Raw genomic sequence first — 21038 nt, 5'->3', positions numbered from 1 at the left:
CTACTTCGTTTATTAATCGAATAGGAACCCCTGTTCACTTCCTTTGTTTCTCCCCAGATGGGTATAAGCTAAATCTGTGACTTCACGTCCCCGCGGTGTTCGTTTGATAAAGCCTTCTTTGATAAGGAAAGGTTCGTATACTTCTTCCAAAGTTCCCGGATCTTCTCCCAGTGCAGTTGCAATTGTTGTCAACCCCACCGGACCACCGTTAAATTTATCTATAATCGTTGTAAGCAGTTTATTATCTATCTGATCAAGTCCGTAACGGTCTATGTTCAGGGCTTCCAATGAATAACAAGAAATGGCTTTGTCTATCGCCCCTGATCCTTTCACCTGGGCAAAATCTCTTACGCGGCGGAGCAGGGCGTTTGCGATACGTGGTGTTCCCCGGCTGCGGGACGCGATTTCGCGGGCTGCACTCAGATCACATTTGACATTCAGTATGTCGGCACTGCGAAGAATGATTTTTGTTAATGTCTCTACATCGTAATATTCCAGGTGCATGTTGATACCAAACCGGGCACGAAGAGGGCTTGTAAGCAAGCCGCTTCTGGTAGTTGCCCCTACAAGTGTAAAAGGACAAATGTCGATTTGAATGGAACGTGCACTCGGGCCTTTATCAATCATGATGTCAATTCTGTAATCTTCCATTGCAGAATAAAGATATTCTTCAACAATCGGACTTAAACGGTGAATTTCATCGATGAATAGGACATCATCTTTCTCTAAAGAGGTCAAAATGCCGGCTAAATCTCCCGGTTTATCTAAAACAGGACCGGAGGTTACTTTAAAACCTACGCCCAGCTCATTTGCAATAATATTTGATAAAGTTGTTTTACCTAATCCCGGAGGTCCATGTAATAGAACATGATCTAATGCCTCTTTTCGCATACGTGCCGCCATAACGAACACTTTCAGGTTTTCAACCACCTTTGCCTGTCCGCTGAAATCATGAAACGAAAGAGGACGGAGAGCATTTTCATACTCCCGTTCGTTTTCCGGTATTTTCGCGTCGCGTATATCAAAATCGTCTTCCATAATATCTTTTTGTCTTGACAGGCAAAGGTAATAATTTATTCTTATACCGATTAGGAGAATAAAGAAGTATAGAAGTCATAGTTATGATTTTAGAAATTTATAGTTATGAGTTGTAAAAATCATAACTATGACAGCCTGGAGAGTACTTATATTTATGCCAACCGGTAGCTTGGGAGAATGTTTTTATAAATACTTGAAATATGGTTGATTATTGTAAATGGTATAAATAGCGCAAAAATATAGAATATTATAGTTTTCTGATATTTTGCTAGGAAATGTCATTAAAATATTATAATTATTAGTTTAGAATAAGTATATATTCTTATCTTAGTCATTAAGATTTTTCTTGTCGTATTCTTAATAACGAATACTTGTGTTTGTCTAAAATTAACTTTAAATCTATGTGCTTATGAATAAGACATCCTATTATTTATTACTGTTTTCCTTTATTTTCTGTATGGGAAGTTGTGATAAGGAGGACTTGATACTGATATCTCCAGGAGGTAATGAAAAAGTAATTGAAGTGAAAATGTACGATGTTGGTCTTAAATTCTACTTGCAGAACGAACAAGGAGAGCCGTCTACTACCTTTAAGAATGGGGAAAACTTTGATATTTGTTGTTCGATAGAGAATTTTAGAGAAACAGAGTTCTTAATGTACGATCATTTTCCTCCTGATGAAATAGGTAAAGTCTATAAATCTGATGGTACATTTGTTGGAGTGGCAGATGGATTTCCTATAAATTGGGTAGATATACCTTCTATATATTATCCGGGAAGAAGTAATATAGGTGTTTTTCCGTGGATAAGAGATGATATAAATGAACAACATCCATTGCCTCCCGGTAATTATTATATAGGTTTTACTTTCAGATTTGACTTGTCAAATACTAAAGATGAGTATTACAAAAATGCCATCACGGATGAAATGAAGTTTAGAATTTATTTTACTGTAGAATGAAAATCAAAGTATCATGAAAAAGCTTGCATACGTAAATGTATCATTTTTCATAACAACTGCAAACAAATGCTTCTAATCTTCTAGTATTAATTATTCTATTCCTATCTTTGTAGGCAATAGATAGATAGTTTTGAAATATGGCAAAAGGAGCATTGTACATACTGGTCAGGAATTTTTTTATTAGAAATTTCGATGTTCGTCAGGAGAAAGAAGACGAAGAGGAAACGATTGAATCTATTAAGAAGGGTGTAGAGTTTAAAGGAACAAATCTTTGGGTACTTATTTTTGCCACGTTTGTGGCTTCTTTAGGGTTGAACACGAATTCTACTGCTGTCATTATCGGTGCAATGCTTATTTCTCCGCTTATGGGGCCGATAATGGGTTTTGGTTTAGGATTAGGCATATCCGATTTCGAGTTAATCAAACGTTCTTTCCGTAATTTTGCTACGGCTACTGTATTTAGTGTTATAACTTCTACTCTCTATTTTTTGATTTCTCCGATCAGTGAAGCTCAAAGCGAATTATTAGCACGTACGCAACCTACCGTTTATGATGTGTTGATTGCCTTTTTCGGTGGATTGGCCGGAATTGTAGCGAGTTCTACCAAAAGTAAGGGAAATGTGATACCGGGTGTTGCTATTGCAACAGCATTGATGCCTCCTTTATGTACGGCAGGCTTTGGATTAGCCAGTGGCAATTTGTATTATTTTTTCGGCGCGTTTTATTTGTATTTCATCAATACGGTTTTTATCAGTTTGGCTACTTATGTGGTTGTAAGGCTGCTGAAATACCCCAAAAAAGTATTTCTTGATAAACAACGAGAGAAAATAGTAACCCGTTATGTCGGTATAATCGTTTTTTTTACAATTGTTCCGAGTCTTTTTCTTAGTTATAATTTAATCCGTACAAGTTACTTTAATGAAAGAGTACGTTCGTTTGTATCCGAAGAATTAAACTTTCCGAATACCCAGATATTGAGTAAAACAATTACCGATACGAGTGATAAAAAAGAAGTAAAAGTCGTATTGATCGGTGAAACTGTTCCTGAAACGATGATTGCAAATGTCCGTTCAAAAATGCCTAAGTACGGGTTGAAAAATGTTTCACTTGTTGTGCAGCAAGGATTCGGGCAAGAATCTACCGATATAAATGAGTTAAAAAGCTTGCTTATGCAAGACCTGTATAAGAATAGTGAAGAGGTCTTGCGTGTACAGGCAATACAAATAGATTCGCTGAAACATAAACTTGATGTTTGCCGCAGTTCTTTGCGTATTACTGAAGAAATTATGCCGGAGATGAAAGTTCTTTTCCCTTTTGTGGAAGAGGCGTCATGTTCTAATACATACATCATGAAAGCATCGACAGAAAAGCAAGATACTGTAATGTTGGTTTATTTGAAATGTAAGGATAGAGAACGCATTAACGTTGAGGAAAAGAAAAAAATACGTGAATGGTTATCTGCGCGAGCGGGTGTTGGTAATGTAAAATTATTAATTGAATAAAAGAGAGAGAATGAATTTGAAGAAGAGAGTATGTGCCTTGTTGCTGCTTTTTGTTGTTGCGGGACAGGCTTATGCTGATGAAGGGATGTGGGTGCTTAAGGAGTTGAATAAACAGAATTTAGCCCGTATGAAGGAACTGGGTTTTACTCCTTCGTACAAACAGGTTTATAGTGAAACAGACCCTTGCGTAGCTAATGCTGTTGTTATTTTTGGCGGTGGATGTACAGGTATTACTGTTTCCGACCAAGGTTTAATTTTTACGAACCACCATTGTGGATTTGGTGCTATCCAGCAATTAAGTAGTGTGGAACATGACTATTTGAAAGACGGTTTTGTTTCGCAAAATTTGTCTGAAGAATTGCCGGTTCCGGGACTATCGGTTCGTTATTTACATGAAACGGTAGATGTAAGCGACCGTATCAATAGTGAAATATCAGGGATCAGCGATGAGTTTAAGCGTTTGGCTGCAGCTGACTCAATTGGACGTGTTATTTGCGATTCCATCGGTAAGACAGAGTTTGTATCGGCTGATGTAATTCCTTTTTATAATAATAATAAATATTTTTTGATCGTATATGATGTGTACCGTGATGTGCGTATGGTATTTGCTCCGCCAAGCTCAATTGGAAAATTCGGAGGAGATACAGACAACTGGATGTGGCCGCGCCATACGGGCGACTTTTCTATTTTCCGTGTTTATGCCGGTAAGGATAATAAGCCGGCTGAGTATAATGCGGACAATAAACCCTATCAGCCTAAATATGTAGCAGAAGTTTCATTGCAGGGCTACCAGGATAAAGATTATGCCATGACTATAGGCTTTCCGGGAAGTACAGACCGTTATCTTAGTTCGTGGGGCGTACAACAACGTATTGAAAATTCTAATAAACCCCGTATCGAAGTGCGTGGAATCAAACAGGCTATCTGGAAAGATGCTATGTTAGCCAGTGATGAAATCCGTATTAAATATGCATCGAAATATGCGGGAAGTTCCAATTACTGGAAAAATTCAATCGGAATGAATCGTGGATTGGCAAACCTGAATGTAATTGAACGTAAGAAAAAAGAGGAAGCAGACTTTGCTGCATGGGTTGCACAAGATGAACAGCGTAAAGAAAAATATGGTAATGTACTTGAACTGTTAGAGAAAGGTTATACCTCTACAAACGAATATAGACGAGCGGCTACTTATTTGATGGAGGCTTTCTCCAGTGGAGCTGAAATTGTACGTTTAGCCCGTATGATACAATCAGTAGATGTGGATGGCTCAACTTCCGAAGAGAAAGACGCTTTTATGAAAGAACGTATTGAGTCTTTTTTTAAGGATTATGATCCGGCTCTCGATCAAAAGGTATTAGCCGCTATGATGAAAGTAGTAAAAGAGCGTGTACCCGAACAATTTCTTCCTGATATTTATAAGCAAATAGATAAGAAGTATAAAGGAGATTACGAAAAATATACGGCTGATGTTTTTAAGAAAACGAAACTGCTTTCGTACGATCAAATCGAGTCTATTATAAAAAATCGTAAACAATACGATAAGTTTAAAAAAGATCCTGCGGCCGAATTAAGCCTTTCTGTCTTGATTTCCCTTTTTGAATTACAACAATTCATGAGTGATGCGGAATATGATATATCCAAAGGAGAGCGTTTATATTTTGCAGGTTTGAAAGAAATGCATCCGGATGAAGCATTGTCCTCTGATGCGAACTTTACTATGCGCCTGAGCTATGGATCAATTGGCGGATATAAACCTTATGATGCGGGTTGGTATGATTTTTATACTACTGAGAAAGGTATCCTGGAAAAAGAGAATCCTGCCAGTGATGAGTTTTGGGTACAACCCGAGTATCTTGATCTGATACGCAGTAAAGACTTTGGTCCTTATGCGAATGAAAATGGAGATCTTCAACTTTGTTTCCTTACGAATAACGATATTACCGGAGGAAATTCGGGTAGCCCTGTTTTTGATAAGAATGCCCGCTTGATAGGATTGGCATTTGATGGAAACTGGGAAGCTATGAGTGGCGATATTGCTTTTGAACCGGATTTGCAGCGTTGTATAGGCGTAGATATCCGTTATGTTTTATTTGTCGTGGATAAGTGGGGCAAATGTTCTCGTCTTATTGATGAATTGAAACTTGTAAAATAAGGGATTTCGGAAATTAACCTTAAAAATATAGCTTTATGAAAAAAAATCTTCTTATAATTGTTTTTTGTACGATATTTGCAGTTAACAACCTATCTGCTGTTGATAATCATGCCAAGCATGTGATATTGATCGGACTTGACGGTTGGGGTTCTTACAGTATCGGAAAGGCCGAAATGCCTAATGTTAAAAAAATGATGACAGAAGGGTGTTATACGCTGAATAAACGTTCTGTTTTGCCGTCATCAAGTGCAGTGAATTGGGCTTCTATGTTTATGGGAGCAGGCCCCGAGTTGCACGGATATACGGAATGGGGTTCGCAGGTACCGGAGTTGCCATCGATAATTGTAGACGAGGATGGTATTTTTCCGACTGTATTTGGCTTATTACATCGTGCTGATCCGAAAGCAAAGATTGGTTGTATTTACGAATGGGATGGAATTCGTTATTTAGTAGATACATTGGCTTTGAGCTATGATAAACATGTTGTTGAGGCTTCGGCTGATTCTACGGCTACTGCCCGTTTTGCAGTAGAGTACATTAAGCAGGAAAAGCCGGATTTATTAGCTGTTATTTTTGATCAGCCCGACCATGTAGGCCATGCAGTAGGCCATGATACTCCGGCGTATTATACAAAATTGAAAGAACTGGACAGTTATATAGGTCAAATTGTGCAGGCTGTGAAAGATGCTGGGATATGGGATGAAACTATTATAATTGTAACCGCCGATCATGGTGGTATTGGAAAGGGCCACGGAGGTAAAACCATGCAGGAAATGGAAACCCCATTTATCATTGCTGGTAAAGGCATTAAAAAAGGACATGTCATTGAAGAAAGTATGATGCAGTTCGATGTAGCCTCCACCGTCGCATGGATTTTTGGCCTGCAACAGCCTCAAGTGTGGATAGGACGTAGTATTATTAAATAATACACCTTCCGCACATGGATGCTCTCTTTGCATCCCCGTTTGCCCCCGGCGCATTTATGTGTTGGGGGCTTTTTTATCCGGTTAATCCATTAAAAACATTAATAATGGCATGTAGTCTTTTAGGTTTGATTTCATTATTTTCAGTGATTTGGTGATGTGGTATTCCACCCCTTTAACTGTAAGACCTGTAATCTCTGCTATCTCTTTTACGGATTTGTTTTCGAAACGGCTTAGCCGGAATATATGTTGAGTTTGTTCAGGTAAAGTAAGAAGTGTCTCTTTGACTATTTTTCTAATCTCTTTTGAAAAGATTTCCGATGGATCGCAAGCTTCCAGCGTTGATATGCGGAGATTTATTTCTCTATTCATGATATCCGTCATATTCTCGATTACATTATGTTGGATGGCTTGATGACGAAGATAATCCAAGGACTTGTTTTTTAGAATGGTTAGTAATAAAGCATCGGAAATATCGGTTTCACCGGAAGAAATCAGCTTCCAGTATTTTACCAATGATTCGGCAACAATGTCTTCTGCTGCCATGTCATCGTGTACATACGATTTGGAAAACAGAAAAGAGCGTCTATAATTCCGGTTATAGATACTGTCGAAATCCTTATTATCCACGTTATACTCCTTATTTACTGCATAAAAATAGAGATATTTTCAGAAAACCATACGAATGCCTAACTTTATTTATATGCAAATTGTTCAGTTAACATATCAGATGGACTTGTAACACGTTTGTAACATGTGTGTAATTGGAGTGAAATAACTGTTTCAGACCTTTGTGCAAAATTAAGAATAAATTATTTATGGAAACATTTTATCTTTTTCTGGTGGTCTTCCTGTTCATTCTGGCTGTGTTTGACCTTTCTGTCGGGGTCAGTAATGACGCGGTAAACTTCCTCAATTCGGCGATTGGTTCCAAAGCAGCTTCGTTTAAAACTATTATGGTAATTGCCGCCATCGGTATTTTTGTAGGAGCCTCACTCTCTAACGGTATGATGGATGTAGCACGTCATGGTATCTATCAGCCGCAGCATTTTTACTTTTCCGAGATTATGAGCATTTTATTGGCTGTGATGCTTACGGATGTAGTGCTGCTGGATATTTTTAATTCGTTAGGAATGCCGACTTCTACTACCGTGTCGTTGGTTTTTGAATTATTGGGAGGTACGGTTGCCATTGCCATGATGAAAATAATTAACTCCGATGGAGTTTTGCAACTTGGAGATTTGCTGAATACAGATAAAGCGTTTACTGTGATTCTTGCCATATTCGTTTCGGTGGCTATAGCGTTCTTTTTTGGAACGTTGGTGCAATATATAGCCCGGCTTATGTTTACCTTTAATTATAAGAAGCAAATGAAGTATTTTGCTGCCATTTTCGGAGGTATTGCCGCAACTGCCATTGTTTACTTTATGCTTATAAAAGGTTTGAAGGAAAGTTCCTTTATGGATGGCGATGTTAAGAATATGGTGTATAGTAATACTGCAACTATTGTCTGGATTTGTTTTGTAGTATTTACAATTTTGATGCAAATACTTCACTGGCTAAAGGTAAACGTGTTTAAAGTCGTTGTATTGATGGGTACATTTTCTCTTGCCCTTGCTTTTGCCGGCAATGACTTGGTTAACTTTATCGGTGTTCCTTTGGTTGGCTATTCTTCTTATATGGACTATGTAGCGCAGGGTGGAACAACAACAACCGACACTTTCCTGATGTCTTCCTTGCTGGAACCGGCACAGACTCCTATCTATTTCCTTATTGGCGCAGGCATGGTTATGGTGATTGCTTTGGCCACATCCAAAAAAGCGCATAACGTAGTAAAAACCTCTCTCGATCTTTCCCGCCAGGCAGAAGGTGATGAAAACTTTGGAACCTCTCCTGTAGCACGTGTTCTGGTTCGTACATGCAGCAACATCGCTTCTACGATTGATAGCATTACTCCTTTATCGGTAAAAAACTGGATCGACAGCCGTTTTAATAAAAATGAAATGATTCTGGAAGACCGTGCCAGCTTCGACCTTGTGCGTGCTTCTGTCAATGTAGTACTTTCAGGTCTGTTGATAGCCTTGGGAACTTCTTTGAAACTGCCTTTGTCTACTACTTATGTGGCTTTCATGGTTGCGATGGGTAGTTCATTGGCCGACCGTGCGTGGGGGCGCGAGAGTGCCGTATTCCGTATCACAGGGGTGCTTTCTGTTATTGGCGGTTGGTTTATCACTGCGGGAGCTGCCTTTACGATCTGTTTCGTCGTAGCATTGATGATCTATTTCGGAGGCATACCGGCTATGGTGTGTATGGTAGGATTGGCTGTTTACTCTTTGGTACGCAGCCAGATTGCCTATAAGAAGAAGATGCGTAAACAGGCTTTAAAGGAAGAGGTGAACTCTACGGTTGCCAAATTACGTAAATCTACCGATGCACGCGAAGCGTTAGCTTTATTCCGCGAACATAGCCGCGAAGAGGTGCAAACCGATCTTACTTTCACTGCCGGGATGTTATCGCAGGCAATTTATGGTTTTATGAATGAGAACCTGCGTGATTTAAAGAAGACTTTAGCGGCTGTGGCCGAAAAGAAAGTACACCTGAAGCAGGTAAAGCGTGTAGGTACTCTTGGTGTTACCCAGCTGGAACATGATATAGCGGTAGAGAAAGGTTTATATTATTATCAGTGCAATGATTTTGCCAGTGAAATAATCTTTAGCATCCACCGTCTTACCGAGCCTCTGAAAGACCATATAGATAACAACTTCCCGCCTCTTGGCGCTATCCAGAAGGAAGAGTTTGGTGCTGTGACAAAGAAAGTGATAGATTTTGAAAACCGTTGTGCCCTTATGGTCGAGAAGAATGACTATACGGATATGGAAGCATTGGTTGCCGAATCGGTAAGCCTGCATAACCAACTTACAGCATTAAAGAAAGGAGAGTTAAAACGTATTCAGGGGCAGAGCGGAAGCACAAAAGTCAGTATGTTATACCTCAATATGGTGCAGGAAGTGCAGAACGTTGTAGCTTTCACCGGCAATCTTATTAAAGTGAGCCGCAAGTTCCAGAAAGAATAACCTACGGAAAAAAGGGAAGGGATAAGGTGAGAGTGTATCACGTTACTGCGTGGCAGTCTTTCACCTTATGCCGTGACAGTGTATCACGTTACCGCGTGGCAGTCTTCCACCTTATGCCGTGAGAGTGTACCACGTTACCGCGTGATGCATTCTCACCTTATAAGATGACTTCCTTCCACCTTACCGCATGAAAGTTTTTTGTTAAAACGGACGTCCGGTTTCTGTTTCAAACCGTTTTAAAGCTCGATGTTAAGCGAAGAGTTGCGAAGTATCACAATACTTTCTGGCCCCATATTGAACAGCAGGTCTATGATGCTTAGATTGGGCAGGAAACCGGATTTAGCCTGAAATACCTGGTAATAAGGCTTGGGATCGAATGTGGGATCGGGCATTGGTTGGCGCGGACGGATCGATTCGCGGAAATCGACGGGTACGACGGGAGAGTAATCTTCGGTATAAATTATATTGGGTTGTATATCCAGCAGATTACAGACCGTTTGCCGGAGTTCTTCGTTGAAATCGAGTAAAAAGCCGTATCGCTTTTCATAAAAAGGGGCGAAATCTTCTTCGTAATATTCAAAAAAGGGGCTCATGTTATAAGCCGAAACGATTGCATTCCAGTGCAGGTGGCGCCAGTTGCCATGATCGGAAATACGGATGTCTTTTGTCAGGCATTTAAGCGTGTCAGGCTTTATTATGGGGATCGATAAGGACAAAGGCCCGTTGGCTGCAGCAATGGTACAGCGGTTACGGTAAGTCTGCTTTAAATAGTTCTCGAATATTTCCAGACGGACTTCAGGAAAAGAATACATTTTGCAATATTGCTGGATTGGCCCCAGATAGGATGTCGAAAGATATACGGATTGCATCAGTTTACAGGTTTTAATATTCGTTGTTTGTCCTGGCTATACCAGCATATTAAGGCATTGCCTATTATATGGTCTGCCGGGATGAAGCCTAAGTGGCGTGAATCTACCGCATCATTTGTATTGTCGGATAGCATCCAATAATAGTCTTGTTTGAAGAAAAAGAAAGAGGTTTCTTTTCCGTCGATGTAAAGTTTGCCGTTGCGGAATACGGCTTTTCCGCTCGTTTCTTTTAAAATGGCCTCTTTGCAAGCCGTCAGGGCTGCATTGTTCAAACGGTAAGCATGCCCTTTTTGTGGAACAACGAGCGTATAGTTGTCGGTCTGCTCGTTTATAAACCGGAGGTTTGTATCGTCGGTCAGCTCTTCTCTAAGCTGATACTCTTCAAAAGTGGTAAGACGTAGCGTGAATCCATACGCCTCCTTTTTCAGGTCTCTTTGAGGAATGTTCAGCTTTCGCAAAGCTTGTATAAATTCATTTTCCGCACTTGCCGTAACAAAATAAGTAGTAAGCGTCCGCGGAGAACGGGGTATTTGTTTACCATTTACATTGTAGCTGTCGTAGTTTACATGAATCGTATCGCCCGGCATTCCTATGCAACGGCTGATAAAAAGAGGAGATGTTGTTGTGTCTTGCAGCAAAGGACTGGTGAATAATACTACCCGATTGCGTCCCGGATTGCCTTTTACAGGCAATTTATTTACGAGTATGTAGTCGCCTTGATGAAGCGATGTCTCCATGGCATCGGTCGATATACGGTATGATCCGATACAGTAAAAACGTATTAACATAACAATCCCTCCCAGTAGTGCAAAGGCTACCAGCCATTTCAGGATGGAAAGGATCGTATGTTTCATATGTGCTTTGCTCTTTCTCTGTTAATCCGGATGTACCCAGCGGAACAGACGGTCCCAGCGAATACCGCCGTCAAACAGGCTACGGTCTTTGTCTAAAGATAACCAGATAAGGATAGGCTTACCAACAATATGATCTTCGGGTACGAAGCCCCATGAACGGCTGTCGGCACTGTTGTGACGGTTGTCGCCCATCATGAAGTAGTAATCATACTTAAAGGTGTAAGATGTTTCCGGTTTACCGTTTATATATACTTTGCCGTCTTTTACTTCCAGCGTATTGTTTTCATAGTTCTTGATGCATCGGCCGTATAATGCCAGATTACGTTCCGTCAAAGGAATTGTAGCTCCTTTCTTCGGGATCCATAACGGGCCGAAGTTATCGCGCGTCCATCCTGTGTTATATCCTGCCGGATAGTAAGTAGAGCCACCTAAATCATCCGGTTCAATAACAACTTTGTTCACATTCGGAAGTTTTTCTGCAATGGCCAGCGCTTTCTTTGTAAGTGGTAAATGGTAAACCGGGTTGTATTGTCCGCCCTGGCCCGGTGTGAAGCCAAGGAATGAAAGCAATTTGTCGTTGGAGACAATCATCCGGTCGTCTTTGCTGACATCCATTAAACGGAACTGATCTTCGGTAATGGGTGATCCGTTTGTTTCAACGTAGTAGTTAAACTGCATTTTTTCAGGATTCTTCGCAGCTTTGCCGTCTATATATACCTGGTTGTTGCGGACTTCAATTGTGTCACCCGGCATACCGATGCATCGTTTCACATAATTTTCCCGCTTATCTACGGGACGATAGATGACATCGCCGAAAGTAGCTTTGTCCAGGTGTATACGATCGCGTCCTACTTCTTCTATCAATGTATAATAATCGGGATTCTGCACTTTCAGGGCAACAGTGTCACCGGCCGGGAAATTAAACACTACGATATCGTTACGTTTTACGTTTCCGAAACCTTTTACCCGTTTGTAGCCCCATTCCGGCCAATCCAGATATGACTTGGTATTCAGGATTGGCAACGTATTCTGGACTAACGGAAAAGAAACCGGGGTGTTTGGTACACGGGGGCCATAGCTCAGTTTGCTAACGAATAGATAATCGCCTACCAACAATGATTTCTCAAGTGAAGATGTAGGTATCTGGTAGTTCTGGAAAACGAACAGGTTGATGAAATAGACAGCAATTAAAGCAAACAGTATATCGTCTATCCATTCTAATATATTGCGTACTTTCGGATTCTTGGAACGTTTCCAGGCACCCCAGGGAATATATTGTGTCAGGAATATGTCGATTAGTACGATAATACCCAATAAAAGCCATGCATTTTGCATCCAAAGGCAAAATAAGGCGTATAATATGGTTGCAATGCCGAATTTAATCCATTGCTTTTTAGTGAACTTCTTCATTTTATTATTATCGGTATTTAAAATTTAAACAGATCGTCCATTCCTAAAAAACCCTGTTTGCCTGCAGTAAACTCAGCAGCTATTACAGCTCCTAAAGCAAAACCGGCACGGCTCTTGGCATCGTGCTTGATACTGATATAGTCTACTTCCGAATCGTAAACTATTTCGTGTATGCCTGGTACTTCGCCTTCCCGGATGGCATGGATAGGGAGGTCGGAAGGCTTTTCTGCAGTCTCCAACGTCCAACGTTCTTTACGATCCATGTTTTCAATTATGCCTTCTGCCAGAGTGATAGCAGTACCGCTCGGTGCATCCAGTTTATGAATGTGGTGAGTTTCCGTCATGCTAACATCGTATGAAGGGAAGTTGTTCATTATTTTGGCAAGGTATTTATTTAATGCAAAGAAGATATTCACGCCAATGCTAAAGTTGGAAGCGTAGAAAAAAGTCTTGCCTTCTGTGGCGCATATCTTTTTTATTTCGTCTATGTGGTCTAGCCAGCCTGTAGTTCCCGAAACAACCGGGACATTTGCTGCAAAACATTTCATGTAATTATCGAAAGCAGTTGCCGGAGTGGTAAATTCTATTGCCACGTCTGCACTTTTAAAAGCGTCCGAATGTATTTCTTCAGGGTTGTTTACATCTACTATAGACACGATCTGATGTCCTCTGTCAAGTGCAATCTGTTCAATGGTTTTACCCATCTTGCCGTAACCGATAAGTGCAATTTTCATATTTTGGTAATTGTATTTGAAACTATTCGAGTCAAATGTTTGATAATTAATGCTGCAAATATATAGAAAATGGATTAGATTTGTAGCATAAATCTTAACTCTGAAAGAATATGGAACGTTTATTACACTATGTTTGGAAATATAAGCTATATCCTTCTGCTCCTTTAGTTACTACCGGTGGAGTTTCCATCGAGGTACTAGACCCCGGTACTCTTAATACAAATGCCGGCCCTGATTTTTTCAATGCCAAAGTAAAAATGGATGATACTGTTTGGGCAGGAAGTGTTGAGATACACGATAAAGCTTCCGATTGGTTTCTTCATAAGCATGATAAGGATAAGGCTTATGATTCGGTAATTCTTCATGTAACGGCCTGTGATGATGCAACTATATATCGTATGAATGGCGAACCTGTCCCTCAATTTGTTTTATCTGTTCCGGATAATGTCAGGCAAAATATAGAATGGCTTTTGCTTCGCGATATTCCGGTTCCCTGTATTTCCTGTATACAGATGATAGAACCCTTGCATCTTTCGATTTGGACGGATGCTTTGCTTAGTGAACGTTTAGAGCGTAAAACACGTGATATAGAGTTGCTTTTGGAACAACATAATAATGATTGGAATGAAGTTTTTTATGTTACTTTAACGCGTAATTTCGGCTTTGGGGTTAATAACGATGCCTTTGAATGGTTGGCAAAGAGCTTGCCGTTACGTTATATTCAAAAACAAAGGAGTAGCAGTTCACAGATTGAAGCCTTGTTGTTTGGCCAGGCAGGAATGTTGGAGGAGGATAATGATTGCCATTATTACCGGTTATTGCAAAGGGAATATCGTTTCTTGCGACATAAATTCGGATTGAAACCGTTAGACGAATCATTGTTTAAGAGTTTACGTATCCGTCCGGTTAATTTCCCTCATCTGAAACTTGCTCAACTCGCGGCAATATGGGTACAACATGATACTTTATTCTCTGCAATATTGGATGCATATAGTACCGGAGAAATAAAAAAATACTTCCGTATTAGTCCGTCTGATTATTGGAGGACACATTATCATTTCCGTTATGCTTCTCCTGAAAAAGAGAAACCGATGGGCGAAAATGCACTGAATATTCTTTTGATCAATACGGTTGTCCCGATGTTGTTTGCATACGGAAAGCGCAATAAACTTCCTGAATACTGTGAAAGATCAATGCGTTTACTCGAAAGCATTCCTCCGGAACGGAACCATATTGTTGCAACTTTTACGAATGCGGGAATGTTAGTTCGTAATGCAGGAGATACACAGGCGCTTATCCAACTTAAACGGGAATATTGTGAGAAAAAGAAATGCCTGTATTGCAGGATTGGTTTTCGTTTGATAAAACGGAGTAATTTGCCTATTTTTGTCCCCGCTATAAACAGTCAGATCAAATGAATGACAAATATATAAGAAACAGTTTACAGCTATTCGCCGGTTTGTTCCTGCTGGTAGCAATTTATTCATGTGCGAACATGGCTACGCCTACCGGCGGTCCTTATGATGAGAATCCTCCTAAATTTATAAGTAGTACACCTGCTCCGAATCAGACCAACTATAAAGGCAAGAAGGTAGAAATCCTTTTTGACGAGTTGATACAGATAGATAAACCTTCCGAAAACGTAATCATCACCCCACCTCAGATGGAACTGCCTATTGTACGTACTGCAGGCCGTAAGGCTGTGGTTGAATTGATGGATACATTAAAGCCCAACACGACGTACACGATAGACTTTACCAACTCTATTTCCGATAATAACGAAAAGAACGTATTCGAGAACTTCTCTTTTGCTTTTTCTACCGGAGATATAATCGATACATTAGAGGTTGCCGGTACATTATTGAATGCTGAAAATCTGGAACCTATGCCTGGCATAATGATAGGCTTGCATGATAATCTTGAAGATTCTGCATTTGTGAAACTTCCGTTTGTACGTACTTCGCGTACAAACGATAAAGGACAGTTTACAATCCGGAATATTTCTCCGGGCAAATATCACGTATTTGCTTTAAATGATGTGAACCGCGATTATAAATTTGATCAGCCGGGAGAAGATATTGCTTTTCTCGATTCCGTTATTGTTCCTACATTTGAATTTGCGTCCCGGCAAGATACAATATGGAAAGACAGTTTGACGATTGATACTATACTTACCGTAGGTTATACGCACTTCTTGCCCGATAATATAGAGCTTCGTCTTTTCAAAGAAAAGTTCGGCCGGCAATATATGCTTAAACCTGAGCGTACACAGGAAAATAAACTGTCATTGCGCTTTAACTCTGCTTTGGATACAATTCCGGCTCTTGTACCTGTAAATTTTGCTCCGGCTGATAGCAGTTGGTACCTGGTACAGGAGGCAGATGGAAAAACGGCTATTCATTATTGGCTGACGGATCCTCTTGTCTGGCAACAAGATACCTTATTTGTCTCCGTAACTTATCCGAAAAGTGACTCGGTAAATGTTTTGCAGGCACAAACAGATACGGTTCAATTCTTGATGCGCCATCGTCCTGATAAGAAAAAGAAGAAAAAAGGTGACGATGCAGATACGCCTCCTCTTCTTGGCCTAAACATTAATTTACAAGGCTCGATGAACTTATTCGATACAATATCCGTTGTATTTGATGAACCGGTCGTCGATTTAAAGAAAGAGGTTTTCTTCTTGGATCAGAAAGTAGATACGCTCTGGAAGCCGGTGGAGTTTGATTTTGTACCCGATACGACCAATGCGCTCGGTTTCTTTATTAACCGCCCCTGGAAGTATGGAGAAGAATATCGTTTGGAAATAGACTCTGCTACCATACAAAGCATATATGGCAAGTGGAATGATTTCTTTACCGGTGAGTTTAAAATTAAGAAGAAAGATGAATATGGACATTTGTATATAAATATAATCGGAGTAGACACAACGGCTTATGTAGAGCTTTTGAATGGTAACGACCAACCTGTGCGGAAAGCGAAAGTAAAAGACGGAGGTGCTTTATTTATGGACTTGAAACCAGATAAGTATTACGCCCGTTTAGTATTGGATGTGAATGGAAACGGGAAATGGGATACAGGAAAATATTTCGATAAACAGCAGCCTGAAAAGGTCTTCTATTGTCCGAAACAACTTAATGTTATGCAAAATTGGGAAGTAGAAGAAACCTGGGATATCCATGCTGCTCCCTTTAATCGTCAGAAACCTTTGGATATAACGAAGAATAAGCCGAAAGAATTAACCAAGAAGAAAAGGGATTATAAGAATGAAGGAAGACAATCGTCATCGCAAAACTCAGGACGTGCCGGAATGCCGTTCTAGGGTTTATCTTTATATACTGCTTCTTTTGCTGATAGGAGGGGTGGGTTATACCCGGGCACAGGGTTTGCCTACAAACAGATATTTCACTCATGGTGAACGGGTAGACTATGATCTCTATTTTAAATGGGGCATTCTGATGCCAAAAGCGGGGCTTGCAACACTTTCTATTAAAGATTCCAAGTATGAAGGAAATTCATCGTGGCATTATCGGTTACTTTTCCGTACATCGGGTATGATGGAAAAGGTCTTTAAGATGCGTGATACGATAGATTGCCATTTTTCTTATGATGATGCTAGGTTATTGTTTAGTTCCAAACGGACAAATGAAGGTGATTATTATTTAATTGATAATCTGAGTTTCTCTTATAATGAAGGAAATGTATCTGTCCGTTCGCACAGATATAATTTGAAGACGACGAAGATTGATACCATATTAACAGCTCAGGGACGTATGTTCGATATGCTTGGGGCGACCATGTATTTGCGGGCTTTGGATTGGGACAAGATGTCTTATGGTGATACGTTTCCTTTTTTGATAGCTATCGGGCGCGATCTGGTTAATGTGAGTTACCGTTATTCCGGACAACAGATTGTAGAACGTGGCGATGCCAAATACCGTACCCGTCATTTTTATATTGATATTATTGATGAGGCTTTTACCCAGAATAAAGAAGCAGCCGAAGTCTGGATAGGCGACGATCAGAATCATCTACCCATTAAAATACGGGCAAAACTGAAGATAGGGGCAGCCGAAGTCTATTATAATTCATCTTATAATTTACGCTATCCGTTAGACTGTCGCGTCGTTTTTCCTAAACGCTAGCGGTAACATAATAGTAAAACATGTCTGAATAAAAGGTTCGGAGGAGACGAGCAGTTGTCCGCCATGCATTCGTATGATCTGGCGGGAGAGACTTAACCCGATGCCGCTGCCGGACGATTTGGTAGTAAAGAAAGGCACAAATATATCTTCCCTCAATTCTTTGGCGATACCCGGTCCGTTATCAATGATTTCTATTGAAATGTTTTTTCCCTGATTGCCGACATGTATGAAAATAGATCCTTCCTCCTGTTTCTCCAGAGCTTGTATGGCGTTCTTCAGCAAGTTTACCAATACTTGGGATAGTTGTTCTTCGTCTGCCCATATCTCTATTTCCGGCTGGAAAAGTTGAATGTCAAATGTGATATGCCGTTTGTCTAGTTCTGCTTGATATAGTACTTGCAGGTTCAGTAGAAGACGGGTTAGAGAGAATAGTTTCGGAGATGGTTCGCGCAGGCTTGCCATACACCGGTACGAATGGGTAAAGTTCATCAGGTTTTGTCCCTGGCTCTTTATTGTATCAAGTCCTCGGATGGTTTTTCCAATCATTACGTCAGTAATTTCTTCAGGGCTTTTGGGCTCTTCTTTCTTCCGGAAATAAGAGAGAAGCGTACCCGAGAGTGAAACGATAGGAGCTATGGAATTCATTATCTCATGTGTAAGGATATGCATCAGCTTGTCCCACGATTCATATTCCTTCTGTTGCAATTCGCGTTCAAGTTTTTTCTGTTTATTTTCTGTTATCAAACGGCTGATACGGTTGAATGCGGCATGCAGCTCGCGTTGTTCTTTGCTTCCGTATGCTTCGGGGAAGAACAACATGGATTCGTTATCCTGTATTGCGTCCAGAAATAACTGGATGCGCCGGTTCGTAACATTCAGATAGGCTACCAGAGAACCTATCAGTCCCAACCCTATGCATATAGCTACAATACCCAGAATGATGGCACGCCCGCTAACAATACCCGCTATTCCCAGTCCGCATATGATCAGTATGGCCAGTACCCGTAGTAATATCCGTATATAAAGATGCAGGCTAAACATATCCAATCAGGTATTGAAGCGTTTCAGCTTATTATATAATGTCTGGCGGGTGACACCCAGTTGTTCGGCTGCGGCGGTAAGGTTGCCGTCATTTTGACGGATGGCTGTTTCAATGGCTTGCCGTTCCAAATCGTTCAGGCTTGCGGCCTCTGTGAATACAGCAGCCTTTGATGGCCGTATGGACAGGTCGTTTTGCCGGATTTCGTTCTTTTCGGCCAGAATAACAGCTTTCTCTATTACGTGCTGAAGTTCGCGTATATTACCCGGCCAGTGGTAGGCTTGTAGCTTTTGGATGGCTTGTGGTTGGATGGAAAGTCCGTTACGTTCGTATAATGAGTTATATTTCTTCAGAAAGAAGTTGACAAAAACCGGAATATCTTCTTTGCGGTTGCGGAGAGGTGGTATCTCTATTTGTATCGTATTGATGCGGTAGAAGAGGTCTTCTCTGAATAGTCCCTGCTTTACCATATCAGGTAGATTACGGTTGGTTGCCGCTATGAGGCGTATGTCTACAGGTATCTTTTTATTGCTTCCTAATCGGGTTATTTCACGGTTTTGCAAAGCAGCCAGCAGTTTTGCCTGCAAGGGCAATGAAAGATTTCCTATTTCATCCAGAAAGAGCGTGCTTCCATTGGCAGCTTCAAACTTGCCCGGACGGCTTTCGAAGGCATCCGTAAAAGCGCCTTTCTCATGTCCGAACAATTCGCTTTCGAAGAGCGATTCGCTTATCGCCCCCATATCCAGGCTGACCATCTCTTTACGGCTTCGCAACGAAAGACGGTGTATCTCGCGCGCAAGCATCTCTTTTCCGGTTCCATTTTCGCCGGTAATAAGAATATTGGCCTCGGTTTTTGCCACTTTTGTAACAAGCCTGATTAGCTGCATCATGGCATTGGAACGTCCTATTACCATACCCGGCTCACTTTTGCGATTGCTTCCGTAGGGCATCTCTTTTGCGGCTTTGCCTTTCGCTTCGCGACGGGACTTATTCAAGGTAGTAAAGGCTGTTTGCACTTTCTCAAGCAGAACATCGTTATCCCATGGCTTCAGTATGAAGTCTGACGCTCCGTTTTTAAGAGCTTTTACGGCAAGTTCCACATCTCCGTATGCGGTAAGCATTATGACAGGCATGCCGGGCTTTATCTCAAGGATACGGCTCAACCAGAATAGCCCTTCGTTTCCGGTATTCACGCCTGCCGAAAAATTCATATCCAGGATTACCAGATCAATATCTTTTGTATCAAGCAGGGCAACGATCTGATTTGGATTCGCAGCCGTTTCTATATGCTCAAACTCACATTCCAACAGCATCTCCAATGAAGTGAGTACGCTCTTGTTGTCATCTACAATAAGGATTGTTCCGGATTGCATAGTCTGCTTTTTTCGGTAAAGGTATCAGCTATCCGTTTACTTAGCAAGCAAGTGTAAAAAAATTTGACGGTTGCAGTAGGGAATTAACACCGATTCCATATCTTTGTAGGGTAGTAACTATCAATAAAAGATTTATTATGACGCAATTAGATTTACAGGCACGGAAGCTCAACCTGATACAAGACATCATCAACACCATTGATAATGAAGAGCTGATGAGCCGTCTGGAAGCTGCTTATAAGCGCCTCAAGAAGTCTGCCTCGCCTGCTGCAAAACGCCCTTGCACCTATACGCTTGAAGAAGTGGAGGAGCGGTTGGATGAAGCTGTAAAGGCAGATAAAGCAGGTGATTATGTAACTCATGAAGATGTACTTAAAGAAATGGAATTGTGGTAGAAATGAAGATTTTTTGGCTAAAACCTGCTTTGGATGATTTACGTAAGATACGGGCTTATTATACTGATAATGCCGGGCTTATTAGTACAGGTAAGCGTATATGAAAGATTACGGAATCTATTTCTTGTCTTTCAGCAAACCCTTTTTTAGGGAAAGAAGCGGTTGAAATTAAAAGGCCATCCCAACAGTATCGTTATTTAGTATGCGGAGATTATAAGGTATTTTACTATATCAAAAATAATGTGGTGAAGATTGCCATGTTGTGGGATTGCCGCCAAAACCCAATCCGCCTTATAGATAAATTCAAATAACCAAAAGCCTTCCCATCTCTTCATATACGGTCGTAATTCTTCCGGTGCTTTGCAGCGGAAGCAAATGCCTATGCCCTGAATTAAAGAAATTCATCATCCTGATGTCTGCATCGTATATTAGTAGCCGGATGTTCGGTACTGGTTAGCCTGTTTTTTCCAAACAAGTAGTTGTCCGCCGTACGTAAATCGATTGTCCTCCGCCCGTAGAACGATCGTCCGCTGGACGGTGAACGACTGTCCGACGTCCAGCGGACGATT

Annotated in this window: 17 protein-coding genes; 9 read left to right on the top strand and 8 right to left on the bottom strand. The window is 40.8% G+C overall.

Annotation, left to right across the window (positions count from 1 at the left end; translation table 11 throughout):
- Positions 1-12: 12 nt before the first annotated feature.
- The gene (gene ruvB, locus CTY47_RS10800; RefSeq protein ID WP_099464755.1) at positions 13-1038 is read right to left on the bottom strand and encodes a Holliday junction branch migration DNA helicase RuvB; all 1026 of its coding nucleotides are present in this window, start codon (positions 1036-1038) and stop codon (positions 13-15) included.
- A 409-nt stretch (positions 1039-1447) separates the two neighbouring features.
- Between ruvB and CTY47_RS10795 the strand changes: the two genes are divergently transcribed.
- The 4 genes from CTY47_RS10795 to CTY47_RS10780 all read left to right on the top strand — a co-directional run bounded on the left by CTY47_RS10795 (position 1448) and on the right by CTY47_RS10780 (position 6579).
- Positions 1448-1999, top strand: coding sequence for a hypothetical protein (locus tag CTY47_RS10795; RefSeq protein WP_099464754.1), 552 nt, complete (start codon positions 1448-1450; stop codon positions 1997-1999).
- A gap of 137 nt (positions 2000-2136) precedes the next feature.
- Positions 2137-3501, top strand: coding sequence for a TIGR00341 family protein (locus CTY47_RS10790; RefSeq protein WP_099464753.1), 1365 nt, complete (start codon positions 2137-2139; stop codon positions 3499-3501).
- Between the two features lie 10 nt (positions 3502-3511).
- Positions 3512-5653, top strand: a complete 2142-nt coding sequence (locus tag CTY47_RS10785; protein ID WP_099464752.1) for a S46 family peptidase — start codon at positions 3512-3514, stop codon at positions 5651-5653.
- Positions 5654-5688: 35 nt separating this feature from the next.
- On the top strand, positions 5689-6579 hold the full coding sequence (locus CTY47_RS10780) for an alkaline phosphatase (RefSeq protein ID WP_099464751.1): 891 nt from the start codon (positions 5689-5691) through the stop codon (positions 6577-6579).
- Between the two features lie 81 nt (positions 6580-6660).
- Here CTY47_RS10780 and CTY47_RS10775 read toward each other — a convergent pair whose 3' ends face one another.
- Positions 6661-7206, bottom strand: coding sequence for an RNA polymerase sigma-70 factor (locus CTY47_RS10775; RefSeq protein WP_099464750.1), 546 nt, complete (start codon positions 7204-7206; stop codon positions 6661-6663).
- A 188-nt stretch (positions 7207-7394) separates the two neighbouring features.
- Here CTY47_RS10775 and CTY47_RS10770 point away from each other — a divergent pair, with 188 nt between their 5' ends.
- Positions 7395-9650: an inorganic phosphate transporter gene (locus CTY47_RS10770; protein ID WP_099464749.1), complete on the top strand. Its 2256-nt coding sequence runs from the start codon at positions 7395-7397 to the stop codon at positions 9648-9650.
- A 236-nt stretch (positions 9651-9886) separates the two neighbouring features.
- Here the strand turns inward: CTY47_RS10770 and CTY47_RS10765 are convergent, their stop codons facing one another.
- Genes CTY47_RS10765 through dapB form a run of 4 tightly spaced genes read right to left on the bottom strand, consistent with a single transcriptional unit; the run spans position 9887 to position 13517 of the window.
- Positions 9887-10519 (bottom strand): WbqC family protein, encoded by a 633-nt coding sequence (locus CTY47_RS10765; protein ID WP_099464748.1) that lies wholly within the window; start codon positions 10517-10519, stop codon positions 9887-9889.
- Positions 10519-11373, bottom strand: coding sequence for a signal peptidase I (gene lepB, locus CTY47_RS10760; protein ID WP_099464747.1), 855 nt, complete (start codon positions 11371-11373; stop codon positions 10519-10521). Before lepB (CTY47_RS10760) ends, CTY47_RS10765 begins: the two co-directional genes overlap by 1 nt.
- Positions 11374-11394: 21 nt before the next feature.
- Positions 11395-12783, bottom strand: coding sequence for a signal peptidase I (gene lepB, locus CTY47_RS10755; RefSeq protein WP_099464746.1), 1389 nt, complete (start codon positions 12781-12783; stop codon positions 11395-11397).
- A gap of 17 nt (positions 12784-12800) precedes the next feature.
- A complete protein-coding gene (gene dapB, locus CTY47_RS10750) occupies positions 12801-13517 on the bottom strand; it encodes a 4-hydroxy-tetrahydrodipicolinate reductase (RefSeq protein ID WP_099464745.1) in 717 nt (238 codons plus the stop codon).
- Between the two features lie 110 nt (positions 13518-13627).
- Here dapB and CTY47_RS10745 point away from each other — a divergent pair, with 110 nt between their 5' ends.
- The 3 genes from CTY47_RS10745 to CTY47_RS10735 are packed head-to-tail and all read left to right on the top strand — an operon-like array spanning position 13628 to position 17662.
- Positions 13628-14935, top strand: a complete 1308-nt coding sequence (locus CTY47_RS10745) for a DUF2851 family protein (protein ID WP_099464744.1) — start codon at positions 13628-13630, stop codon at positions 14933-14935.
- Positions 14932-16839 carry an Ig-like domain-containing protein gene (locus tag CTY47_RS10740; protein WP_099464743.1) on the top strand — a complete coding sequence of 636 codons (1908 nt, stop codon included), beginning with the start codon at positions 14932-14934 and terminating at the stop codon, positions 16837-16839. The genes CTY47_RS10745 and CTY47_RS10740 overlap by 4 nt, the downstream gene beginning before the upstream one ends.
- On the top strand, positions 16784-17662 hold the full coding sequence (locus CTY47_RS10735) for a DUF3108 domain-containing protein (protein ID WP_099464742.1): 879 nt from the start codon (positions 16784-16786) through the stop codon (positions 17660-17662). Before CTY47_RS10740 ends, CTY47_RS10735 begins: the two co-directional genes overlap by 56 nt.
- Here CTY47_RS10735 and CTY47_RS10730 read toward each other — a convergent pair.
- Both CTY47_RS10730 and CTY47_RS10725 read right to left on the bottom strand, forming a co-directional pair.
- Positions 17630-18703 carry a sensor histidine kinase gene (locus tag CTY47_RS10730; RefSeq protein WP_099464741.1) on the bottom strand — a complete coding sequence of 358 codons (1074 nt, stop codon included), beginning with the start codon at positions 18701-18703 and terminating at the stop codon, positions 17630-17632. The two genes, CTY47_RS10735 and CTY47_RS10730, sit on opposite strands and share 33 nt — an antisense overlap.
- A gap of 6 nt (positions 18704-18709) precedes the next feature.
- Positions 18710-20074, bottom strand: a complete 1365-nt coding sequence (locus CTY47_RS10725; protein ID WP_099464740.1) for a sigma-54-dependent transcriptional regulator — start codon at positions 20072-20074, stop codon at positions 18710-18712.
- A gap of 137 nt (positions 20075-20211) precedes the next feature.
- Between CTY47_RS10725 and CTY47_RS10720 the strand changes: the two genes are divergently transcribed.
- Positions 20212-20469: a hypothetical protein gene (locus tag CTY47_RS10720; protein ID WP_099464739.1), complete on the top strand. Its 258-nt coding sequence runs from the start codon at positions 20212-20214 to the stop codon at positions 20467-20469.
- The last annotated feature ends 569 nt before the right edge of the window (positions 20470-21038 follow it).

Source organism: Parabacteroides provencensis, from assembly GCF_900232875.1.
In the GTDB taxonomy this organism is placed as follows: domain Bacteria; phylum Bacteroidota; class Bacteroidia; order Bacteroidales; family Tannerellaceae; genus Parabacteroides; species Parabacteroides chinchillae.
The sequence above is the reverse complement of the archived record's forward strand: the minus strand, read 5'-3'. Positions and strand labels throughout refer to the sequence as shown.